Source organism: Novosphingobium mangrovi (assembly GCF_022818885.1).
In the GTDB taxonomy this organism is placed as follows: Bacteria; Pseudomonadota; Alphaproteobacteria; order Sphingomonadales; family Sphingomonadaceae; genus Novosphingobium; species Novosphingobium mangrovi.
Window position 1 is genome coordinate 1 of the sequence record NZ_JALHAT010000076.1, and the last position, 9,775, is coordinate 9,775.

10 protein-coding genes are annotated in these 9,775 nt (G+C 68.1%); 6 read left to right on the forward strand and 4 right to left on the reverse strand.

What is annotated here, in order from left to right:
- The 4 genes from infB to rbfA all read left to right on the forward strand — a co-directional run.
- Nucleotides 1–2,433, forward strand: a 2,433-nt coding sequence (gene infB / locus MTR65_RS19810; protein WP_243803283.1) for a translation initiation factor IF-2, incomplete at its 5' end; no start/stop codon positions are given.
- A gap of 230 nt (nt 2,434–2,663) precedes the next feature.
- Nucleotides 2,664–3,197 (forward strand): DUF1697 domain-containing protein, encoded by a 534-nt coding sequence (locus MTR65_RS19815; protein ID WP_243803286.1) that lies wholly within the window; start codon nt 2,664–2,666, stop codon nt 3,195–3,197.
- A gap of 77 nt (nt 3,198–3,274) precedes the next feature.
- Nucleotides 3,275–3,436, forward strand: coding sequence for a YqaE/Pmp3 family membrane protein (locus MTR65_RS19820; protein WP_243803288.1), 162 nt, complete (start codon nt 3,275–3,277; stop codon nt 3,434–3,436).
- A 147-nt stretch (nt 3,437–3,583) separates the two neighbouring features.
- Nucleotides 3,584–4,000, forward strand: a complete 417-nt coding sequence (rbfA, locus tag MTR65_RS19825) for a 30S ribosome-binding factor RbfA (RefSeq protein WP_243803290.1) — start codon at nt 3,584–3,586, stop codon at nt 3,998–4,000.
- An 87-nt stretch (nt 4,001–4,087) separates the two neighbouring features.
- Here rbfA and MTR65_RS19830 read toward each other — a convergent pair whose 3' ends face one another.
- Complete coding sequence (locus MTR65_RS19830) at nt 4,088–5,728, reverse strand: DUF1963 domain-containing protein (RefSeq protein WP_243803293.1); 1,641 nt, start codon at nt 5,726–5,728, stop codon at nt 4,088–4,090.
- Between the two features lie 156 nt (nt 5,729–5,884).
- Between MTR65_RS19830 and MTR65_RS19835 the strand changes: the two genes are divergently transcribed.
- Together MTR65_RS19835 and MTR65_RS19840 are read left to right on the forward strand one after the other, a co-directional pair.
- Nucleotides 5,885–6,475 carry a thymidine kinase gene (locus MTR65_RS19835; RefSeq protein WP_226635125.1) on the forward strand — a complete coding sequence of 197 codons (591 nt, stop codon included), beginning with the start codon at nt 5,885–5,887 and terminating at the stop codon, nt 6,473–6,475.
- Nucleotides 6,476–6,538: 63 nt separating this feature from the next.
- Nucleotides 6,539–7,231, forward strand: coding sequence for a site-2 protease family protein (locus MTR65_RS19840; protein WP_243803296.1), 693 nt, complete (start codon nt 6,539–6,541; stop codon nt 7,229–7,231).
- Here the strand turns inward: MTR65_RS19840 and MTR65_RS19845 are convergent.
- The 3 genes from MTR65_RS19845 to MTR65_RS19855 form a co-directional block, all read right to left on the reverse strand.
- Nucleotides 7,228–8,433 (reverse strand): GGDEF domain-containing protein, encoded by a 1,206-nt coding sequence (locus tag MTR65_RS19845; RefSeq protein WP_243803299.1) that lies wholly within the window; start codon nt 8,431–8,433, stop codon nt 7,228–7,230. The two genes, MTR65_RS19840 and MTR65_RS19845, sit on opposite strands and share 4 nt — an antisense overlap.
- Nucleotides 8,434–8,597: 164 nt before the next feature.
- Nucleotides 8,598–9,350: a peptidylprolyl isomerase gene (locus MTR65_RS19850; protein WP_243803302.1), complete on the reverse strand. Its 753-nt coding sequence runs from the start codon at nt 9,348–9,350 to the stop codon at nt 8,598–8,600.
- Nucleotides 9,351–9,459: 109 nt separating this feature from the next.
- A partial coding sequence (locus tag MTR65_RS19855; protein WP_243803304.1) for a GcrA family cell cycle regulator occupies nt 9,460–9,775 on the reverse strand: 316 nt, incomplete at its 5' end.

Below are 9,775 nucleotides of genomic sequence, written 5' to 3' on the forward strand. Positions count from 1 at the left end.
GCTGCAAAGGCGGCACCTGCACCCAAGGCCGCGCCGGCGCCCCGCCCGCGCAAGCCCGCGCCGCCGCGCAAGGGCCCTCCCGGTGAAACGCCGCAGGAGCGCGTGAAGCGTCTCCAGCGCGAGGCCGAGGAAGATCGCCTGCGCATGGCCGAGGAAAACCGTCGCCGCGAGGAAGAAGCCAAGCTTCAGGCGATCGAGGAAGAAAAGCGCCGCGCCGAAGACAACCGCCGCGCCGAGGAAGAAGCGGCGGTGAAGGCCGCTGCCGACGCCAAGGCCAAGGCGGAAGCCGAAGCGCAGGCCAAGGCCGAAGCCGCAGCCAAGGCTGCGCCTGCGCAGGACAGCAAGCCTGCCGCCGCAACGCCGGCTTCGGGTAACGGCGCTGCCGCGCCCGGTCCGCGTCGCTTCACCCCGGTCAAGCGCCCCGAACCCGCACGCAAGCCCGATGGGGCCGGTGCTGCTGGCGGTGCCAAGCCGGCCGCGGCCAAGAAGGGCGGTGCGCCTGCACGCGGTGCGGAACGCAAGAACGACCGTCGCCAGTCGGGCAAGCTCACCGTCAACCGTGCGCTGAACGACGACGAGGGTGCACGTGCACGTTCGCTCGCCGCGCTCAAGCGTGCGCGTGAGAAGGAGCGCCGTGCGCAGTTCTCGGGCCGTTCGCAGCCGCGTGAGAAGCAGGTGCGCGATGTCATCGTGCCCGAGGCGATCACGGTTCAGGAACTCGCCAACCGCATGGCCGAGAAGGGCGCCGACCTTGTGAAGGCGCTGTTCAACATGGGCATGATGGTCACCGTCAACCAGACGATCGACCAGGACACCGCCGAGCTGCTGGTCGAGGAATTCGGCCACAACATCGAGCGTGTCTCCTCGAGCGACGTGGACATCAACGTCGACAGCGACGTCGATGCGCCCGAGACGCTCAAGCCGCGTGCGCCGGTCGTGACCATCATGGGCCACGTCGACCACGGCAAGACCTCGCTGCTCGATGCCCTTCGCGGCACCGACGTGGTGCGCGGCGAAGCCGGCGGCATCACGCAGCACATGGGCGCCTACCAGATCAAGACCAAGGGCGGGGACAAGATCACCTTCCTCGACACCCCGGGTCACGCGGCCTTCACCCAGATGCGTATGCGCGGTGCCAACGTCACCGACATCGTCATCTTGGTCGTGGCGGCGGACGACGGCATCATGCCGCAGACGATCGAGGCCATCAATCACACGAAGGCCGCGGGCGTTCCCATGATCGTCGCGATCAACAAGTGCGACAAGGAAGAGGCGAATGCCCAGAAGGTGCGCGAGCGTCTGCTCGAGCACGAGGTCATCGTCGAGGCCATGTCGGGCGATGTGCAGGACGTCGAAGTCTCGGCCAAGACCGGCAAGGGCCTTGATGAACTGATCGAGAAGCTGCTGCTCCAGGCCGAGTTCATGGAACTCAAGGCCAACCCGGACCGCAACGCGGTGGGCACCGTGATCGAAGCCAAGCTCGACAAGGGCAAGGGCCCGGTCGCCACGGTTCTCGTCAACCGGGGTACGCTCAAGCGCGGCGACATCTTCGTCGTCGGCACCGAGAGCGGCCGTGTGCGCGCCATGAACGACGACAAGGGCAAGCAGGTCAAGGAAGCTGGCCCCTCGATGCCGATCGAGGTGCTGGGTCTTGGCGGCGTGCCGATGGCCGGCGACGTGCTGACCGTGGTCGAGAGCGAACAGCGTGCCCGCGAGGTCTCCTCGTGGCGCCAGGAGCAGGCGACCGCCAAGCGCACTGCCACCGCTCCGGCCTCGCTCGACACGATGTTCTCCGCGCTCAAGGCCAAGCAGGACGTCATCGAGTACCCCGTCGTCATCAAGGCCGACGTGCAGGGCTCGGTGGAAGCGATTGCAGCTGCGCTCCACAATCTCTCGAACGACGAGATCAAGGTGCGCATCCTGCACTCGGGCGTGGGCGCCATCACCGAGACCGACGTCTCGCTGGCGTCCGCTTCGGGCGCTCCGATCATCGGCTTCAACGTCCGCCCGAACGCCAAGGCGCGCGAGCAGATCGAGAAGAGCAAGACCGCGATGATGTACTACGACGTCATCTACGAGCTCACCGAGGAAGTCGCCAAGCAGATGGCTGGCATCTGGGGCCCCGAGAAGATCGAAACCGTCGTCGGCCGCGCCGAGGTCAAGCAGGTCTTCCCGGCGGGCAAGAAGGACAAGGCAGCGGGTCTCCTCGTTGTCGAGGGCGCGATCCGCAAGGGTCTCCACGCTCGTCTTACCCGCAACGACGTCATCGTTTCGGCAACGACCATCGCCTCGCTGCGTCGCTTCAAGGACGACGTGGACGAAGTGCGCACCGGCCTCGAGTGCGGTGTGGTCCTGGCCGACACGAACGACATTCGGGCGGGCGACCAGCTCGAAGTCTTCGAAGTCAGCCACCGCGAGCGTACGCTGGGCTGATAGGCCTTGCCCGTCTCGCGCAAGCGACACAGACAGCCGCGGCCCGCGTCGGACAGATCGTCCGGCGCGGGCCGTCGCCGTTTGGGGCGCGGCAGGAGGGGGATTGGGGGAAAACTGCTCGAGAGACTGGTCAATGCGGCTGTCTCCCAGGTGCTGGACCGGCTAGGCTGTGGGTGTTTTTCCGCGCTGGCCTGTCTGGGCGGCGTGGTCCTGTTCGGAGTTCTTCGCTGATGCCCCGCTACTGCGCCTTCTTCAGTTCGCTCAACGTGGGCGGTAACCGCCTGACGATGGAGGAACTGCGCCACGCGCTGCGGCGCGAGGAGATCGACAACGTCGAGACCGTCATCGCCAGCGGCAACGTCCTGTTCGACTACGAGGACCGTCCGACCGAAGGCCTGGAGGAACTGTTCGCCTTCATCATGGCCGAGCGCTTCGACATCGACAGCTTCGTTGCGATCCGCACGAAGGACGAGGTGCGCGCGGCGCTGGAGGAGAACCCCTTCGTGGGCTTTGGCGAGGATGCACAGGTCCACACCCATTTCTTGCAGGCCCAGCCCCTTCAGGCGAACTTCGAGGCGCTCCTCGCCGCCTACAAGGGGCGGGGCGAGGAGAAGTTCGCGCTCGGCGAACGCTGCCTTTTCGTGGATTACGTGCACGGCGTGGGGCAAAGCCGCCTGACCCCGGCCTTCATCGAACGGCGCCTGGGGTGCCGCACGACGGCGCGCAACGCCCGCTCGCTGGGGCGCATTCTCGCCAAGATGTGAAAGCCATCCGGGACCGGTTTCGCGGCTGCGGAACGAGTTGCCGGATGCCGGGTTGTTCCTGCAAAGGAGATACCCCGATGATGGCATTTATAACCCTGCTCGCGACCGTCCTCTTGCCGCCGCTTGGCGTCGCCCTGAAGCATGGGCTCGGCAAGACGTTCCTGCTCAACCTGATCCTCACGGTGATCCTGTTCCTGCCGGGATTGCTGCACGGCATCTACGTCAACTACATGCGTTGAGGCCCCTCGCGGGTGGGCGTGGTGCCCCCATCGCCGGGGATGTCGGGACAGCGGTGAACGGCCAAACCGTCTTTTCCCGGGCTCTGAGACGATCTGGCGCAATCAATTGTTGCAAAATGCCGTGTTCGGCCCACATGGAGGACAACCATGGCTCGACAGCAATTCACTCCCGAACAGCACTCGGTCCGCCTGCTTAAGGTGGGCGAGCAGGTGCGCCACGTCATTTCCGAGATCCTCACCCGCCAGCAGGTGCATGACGCCACGCTGAGCGGACATTCGGTCTCGGTCACCGAAGTGCGCATGACCCCCGACCTCCGGCAGGCGACTGTCTACGTGATGCCCCTCCTTGGCGAGGACGAAGAGGCGGTGCTCAAGGCGCTGCGCACGAACACGGCCTATTTCCAGAAGGAAGTGGCCCAGCGTCTCAAGCTCAGGTTTGCGGCCAAGATCCGTTTCCGCGCCGACGAGACTTTCGACGAAGCCAGCCGGATCGACGCGCTTCTGAACGACCCGCGCGTCCAGCGCGACCTCGATGACGAGGACAAGGACGGCGACGACGACTGATCGCGCCATCGCCTTGCACATACGAAAAGAGGCCCGGACGCTGTGTCCGGGCCTCTTTTCGTATGTGGGGCTGGATGCCTGAACCTATCAGCTGGGCACGAACAGCGCGCGGGCGCGGTCCCAGTTGCCCTGCGCGGCGTCCTCGGGCGCGATGCGGATCTGGAAGCGGGCTTCCTCGGGCCAGCACCATTCGATCATGTCGTCCCAGGCGAGGTCGACGAGCACGATCTCGTCGCTGTCCTCGGCAGGCACGAACAGGCGGTGCGTGCCTTCGGCGGGGAGGCGGTACTCGGCGTTGAGGCGCGCGAGCATGGCTTCGGGAATCGCCGCGACCGCTTCGGGGGGGCCTGAAATCGCCGCGCGCAGCGAGACGGTCGCCATTTCGCCGAGCGAGCCGGGAATGGTCTGGCCGATCAGCTCGCCATAGCGCTCGTGCGCTTCGGGCAGGAGGTCGCGCACGATCTCGAGTTCCTGCTCGCTCAGCACACCCCAGGGCGTGCGGCCCTCGGTGAAGCTTTCGAGCGCGGCCAGCATGTCGGGCAGCGAACCGCGTTGCTCCTCGATCCGGGCCAGGTCGGCTTCCAGACCTTCGATGTCCTCGCGCGCGTCTTCCAGCTCGTAAGGGTCGGTGTCGGGATCGTTCTCGATCCGCTTCAGCTCCTCACGGGCCTGAAGCAGGTTCGCGCGGTGCGCGGCGATCGGTGCGTCGGCCTGTTCAAGGCCTTCGCGCAGGCGGTCGGCGAAGTGCTGGACCGAATGCCACCACAGCGTCTCGACCGGCTCGCCCACGCCCACGGCGTAGAACGGGTGGTCACGTTCAAGTGCGGTGCCGATGGCGTTTCCGGCGTGGACCTCGACGGGCCAGTAGGGAAAGAGCCAGCGGGTCAGGCGCGAGGTGCGCTGCGGGAAGGGCATGGCTGCACCTTCCTCGAAGGCGGGCGGCAGGTCCTGCGGAGGATCGGTGAAGTCGGCGGTGACGTCGGCGGCAAGGGGCACCACGCCGCCATCGCCGAGGAACACCGCCAGCGAGCCAGTGCCGGGCAGCGAGCCCTCCGGGCTGCACGCGGCGATGTCGGCCAGGTCGATCTGGGCGAGGAAGGGCAGGGCGATGCCGGAAAGGTCGCGCGGCCAGGGCGTATCGCCCAGGCGCGGGAGGCCGCCGAACCAGCTGCTGTCGCCAAACCAGTCGCGGCCCGGTTCACGCACCTTGCGCACCAGAGTGAGCGGGGTGGCGGTGAAGGGAGCGGGCGTGGGCTGCGCAGGCAGGGGCTCGGCCGGTACGGGCTCGGCGGGGACCGGCGCGGGCTGTGCTTCGCGCGCGATCTCGGAGGCAGGCTCTGGCCGGGGAGCGGGCGCGGGCGATTGGGCAGGCTCGACTTCGTCCTGTTCGTCCTCGATCAGGTCCTGCGCGCCGGGGGCCTGGGGGTAATGGTCGAGATCGAGTTCGTCGGACGGGTTGAAGAAGGGCTCGCCCTCCTCCTCGTAGCGCGTGCGCGTGGGGATCAGCGCCAGGACGAGCGAGAGCGCGAGGCCAATCCCGATCGCGATGAGGGCGCCGGTGCTGCGCCCGACTGCGGCCTCGATGCCATCGACCAGGCCGTCGAGCCCGGTGAGAAAGCCGTTGAGCGCGCCATCCGCCGTTGGCGAGGCGACCGGGGCCATCGCGATGTAGATCGCGACCGCTATCGCCAGTCCCATCAGGACGAAGGCGGCGATCATTCGTTTCATGGCGTGCTCCACTGCCGTGCTGTGCTCTGTCAACGGCCGCGCAGGCCGCCGTGCGGACGCGCGCGCCCGGTGCAACTTGGCGTTGATCCTTCCTGCCGGGGAGAACGCAGGGCAAGCCCGTAGACAGCGGCGTGGGCCCTGTTATCCCCAGCAGCGATGGCCAAGCTCTACTTTTACTACGCCAGCATGAACGCCGGGAAGTCGGCGACCCTGCTCCAGGCGAACTTCAACTACAACGAACGCGGCATGCGCACGATGCTGTGGACCGCCGCGCTTGATAGCCGCTCGGGCGGGCTCGACGATGCCCACGCGATCGAGAGCCGGATCGGCCTTCATGCCAGCGCGCACCGCTTTGCGCCCGAGACCGACCTCTATGCGCGGGTGAGCGCCGCGCACGCGGCCGAGCCGCTGTCCTGCATCCTCATCGACGAAGCGCAGTTCCTGACAGCGGAGCAGGTCTGGCAATGCGCGCATCTGGCCGACAAGGCCAATATTCCGGTGCTGTGCTATGGACTGCGCACCGACTTTCAGGGCGCGCTCTTTCCGGGCTCGGCGGTGCTTCTGGGCATCGCGGATACCCTGGTGGAGCTCAAGGGGGTATGCCATTGCGGGCGCAAGGCCTCGATGAACCTGCGGGTCGATGCCACCGGCGGCGCGGTGAGCGAAGGCGCGCAGACCGAGATCGGCGGCAACGAGCGCTACGTGGCCTTGTGCCGCAAGCATTTCAGCGAGGCGCTGGGCCACTGATCACGCGCGCTTTCGGGCGGGCGTTCAGCGCCTGGCCATGGGGCCGAGGGTAGGGACGGAAACATGGAACTTACGGCCTTGCAGATGGCGGCGATCCCTCTGCCACTGATCCTTGCCATCGTCTTTCACGAAGTCTCGCACGGCGCGGTGGCGCGCCTGCTTGGTGATCCCACGGCGCACGCCGCCGGGCGGCTGACGCTCAATCCGCTGCGCCATGTCGATCCGGTGGGGACCCTGCTGGTGCCCGGCTTCCTGGCGCTGGTCCACGCGCCGGTCTTCGGGTGGGCGCGGCCGGTACCGGTGAACAAGCGCCGCCTGAACCATCCGCGCCGCGACATGATGCTGGTGGCTGCGGCAGGGCCGGGCAGCAACCTGGTGCTGGCCGCGCTTTCGGCGGTGCTGTTCGGCCTCCTCGCCCGGTTCCTGCCTGAAGAGGGCGGCGGCGTGAGCGAGTTCGCCGCGCTCAGCCTGACCCTGTTCATCCAGTTCAACGTCTTCCTCGCGCTCTTCAACCTGCTGCCGGTGCCCCCCTTCGATGGCTCGCACATCGTCGAGGGCCTGCTGCCCCCGCCCGCCGCACGCGTCTACGCCCGGGCGCGGCCCTTCGGCCTGGGGCTCATGTTCGTGCTGCTCCTGGGGGTGCCTTATGTCTTTCCCGACTGGAACATCGTCGAGCGGGTGGTCGTCCCACCCTTCCTGTGGGTGATGGAGCAGTTCTTCACGCTTGCGCAGGCGGTGGCGGGCCTGACCGGTTAGGCGGCGGTTCCGGAGGCGGGATCGGGCGGAATGACACGAAAGCCGTTCCAGTCATCCTGGCCTGCCGCGATCACCCGGTTGCGTCCGGCCAGCTTGGCGCGGAACAGCGCCTCGTCGGCCGCGCGCAGGGCGCTCTTGCGGTTGGGGTAGGCGTGGACGTCGGCGACCCCGGCCGAGAAGCTGATGCGTCCGAACGGGGTGTTGGTCGCGCGGTTGACGAGGCGGCGCGCGGCGATCGTCTCACGCGTCTCGTCGAGGACAGTACAGGCCGTGGCCAAGTTGGAACCGCGCAGAAGCACCACGAATTCCTCGCCCCCATGCCGCGCGACGTGGCACTTGTCGTTGGACAGTTCGGCCAGCGCCTGCGCGACGGTGCGCAGCACGCGGTCCCCGGCCTCGTGGCCGTGGGTGTCGTTGACGCGCTTGAAGCGGTCGATGTCACAGAAGGCGACGCACAGGGGCTCGTTCTTGTCCTTGGCCAGGGCCAGTTCGTCCTCGAATACGGCCTCGAAGGCGCGGCGGTTGGGAAGGCCGGTGAGGTGGTCGATCTCGGCCTCGCGGCGGGCATCTTCGAGACTGCGCTGGAGCGCTTCGGTCTCACGCTCGGAGCGGGAGATCTCGCGCTCCATGTCGCGCGTGCGGCGCAGCATCTCGCGCGCAACGCTGGTGAGCGCCTCGATGGCGCTGCTGGCCTCCTGGCACGGTGCGATGCCGCCCAGGGCATCGACCTGTTCGGCCAGAGTCTCGTTGTAGCTGGTGGTGGCCGAGCGCGCGGCGGTGGCGGTACACCCGAACTGGGCGATGGCGCCTTCGAGCTTGCGGACGAGGGCGTGGATCTGGCGTGCGCCGCTTTCCTCCTCGTCGCAGCGCACGGTTTCCTCGAGCCATTCGACGGTAAGCGGCGCGCCGCTCGCGACGTGTTCACCCACAAGGCGCACCAGCGCGGGGTTGGCGCCGGTCACGACATCATGCGCGATGGTGAGCGTGTGGGGGCTGATCGGCAGGCCGTGCCCCATGAGAAAGCGGGTGATGTCCTCCAGGACATGGCGCCGACGCTTGTCCGCAGGACTTTCCGCAGGTTCCTGCTGTGTGTCCGTGGTCTGCGCGGGGCGCGGCGCACGTTCGTCCTCGCGCGCGGGTCCCAGGCCAAGCCAGCGGGCCCAGCCGGGGCTTCGGGAGGTGCCGGGATCGTGCGCGTTCATGGGCGAGGCTGACCGATAGCTGCGTGGCTCCAGTCCATCGGCGGGCCTTTGCAGGCTCGCCTCCGGGGAGAGGGCAGACTAGCCGGGCACGGTTTCGCCTCGGTTGCGGGCGGGCGCAGGGATTTCCCCTGCGTTGGTGGCGCTGTGTCCCGTGCGGGCGCAGGTCAGATGGTCGGAGTGGGCGCTTCCGCTTCGGCGGCGGGAGATTGGCGCGTCTCGGGCGCCTTGGGTGGGGCGGAGGTGCGCCGGGCGCTCAGGATGGGCACCTCGTTCTCGAGGATATCGCCCTTCATGACGCCTTCGCCCTTGGTGGCCGAACGCGGCTGCGACCAGATCGCCTTGACCACGTCCATACCCGCAGCGACGTGGCCGAACGCGGCGAAGCCTGCGCCCGGGTCCTCGCCGGTGTTGCCCTCCTCGGCGTCGAGGGCGGGCATGTCCGAGAGCATGATCATGAAGTCGGCCGTGGCCGTGCCGGGCGCGAAGCGGGCCATCGATATCGTCCCGGCGGTGTGCTTGATGCCGGTCTCGTTGGTGCTCTCGTGCGCGACGGGGTCGAAGAGCTTGGCGGCGTTGCGCACGCCGCCCTGAAGCAGGCCCTGGTCCTCACCCTCACCATAAGGCAGGTGCATGGCGCGGTAGAACAGCGCGCCATCGAGGTTCTTCGCATCGACGTACTTGAGAAAGTTCGCCGAGGTCTTGGGGGCGTGGGTGGTGTCGAGGGCGAGGGTGATCGTGCCCTTCGCGGTCTTGAGCGCGACGTAGGCGTATTCGGCCGGTTCGGGCGCGGGCTCGGCCGGGGCTTGCGCTACAGGCGGCGCCGCGCTGGGCGCAGGAGCGGTTTCCTGGGCGGCCAGGCCCGCAGGCACGAGAGCCAATGCGGCGGCAAGGCTGGCGCAGAAGGTCAGGCGGCCCATGGTCGAACTCCCGGTGGCAGTGATCTCGCTGGCTGGGTTTCGGGCCCGGCCCGACGCTCGGGAGCATGGGGCCGGATCCGGAATTCGTCAGAAGTGGCGGGCGCGTGCCTCAGCGCACGCGCGGTCCGCCGAAGGGCAGCGGCGGCGGGGGACGGCGCGAACCGCGCGGCAGCTGCGCCTGGTAGGCCCGGCCGCAATGCTCGACGCAGTACGGGAAGCCCGGATTGACCTTGTCGCCGCAGAAGTGGAAGTCCGGCTCGCCCGGGTGCCCCATCGGCCAGCGGCAGATGCGGTCGTTAAGGTCGAGCAGGCTGGTCTTGTCCGCGATCTCGGGGCTCGGCTTGGCGGGCACGAGGCGACGCGGCGGTGCCGGCGGGATCGGCGGCTGCTGGTCGCCGGGGCCCTGGCGCAGGAAGCCGCCGGGG